1 protein-coding gene is annotated in these 439 nt (G+C 25.5%); it reads right to left on the bottom strand.

What is annotated here, in order from left to right:
* The coding region (locus IX290_RS11480; protein WP_211493325.1) for a hypothetical protein at positions 1 to 332 on the bottom strand (332 nt) is incomplete at its 3' end.
* Positions 333 to 439 lie beyond the last annotated feature (107 nt).

The raw sequence follows: 439 nt of genomic DNA, 5'->3' as shown, positions 1-439 counted from the left end.
TCTTTTAAAATTACTCCTTCCTTATATGGTAATACAGATCTTTTACTTTTTTTTGTTACATTAAGATAATATTCCTTTCCATTATACACTGCTTTTATTTTATCACTTAAAATTTCTACTTTTTCTGATGTTTTATGATTAGCATAATCTATTGGAGTTAATTCTATATATCTAATAGGACTATCACTTTTATCTCCATCTGTAGTATATCCATCTAGGTCTACATATTTATTAAGTCTTTGATAGTAAAAATAAGTTTTATCCAAAACAGAACAAGCAGTAAAGCTCAATATAGTCATTGTAAATATTACTATTTTTAATATTTTTTTCATATTTTTCCTCCATCATTTTTATTTGCTATCTCCCTTTATACTTATCTGCTGGACCATAATAGACAGGTTTTACTGTATCAATATTTAATCCATCTGCTATCGGATTA

The sequence above is a fragment of the Fusobacterium sp. DD2 genome (genome assembly GCF_018205345.1).
In the GTDB taxonomy this organism is placed as follows: Bacteria; Fusobacteriota; Fusobacteriia; order Fusobacteriales; family Fusobacteriaceae; genus Fusobacterium_A.
Note: the sequence above shows the minus strand (reverse complement) of the source record. Positions and strands in the feature narration are given on the sequence as shown.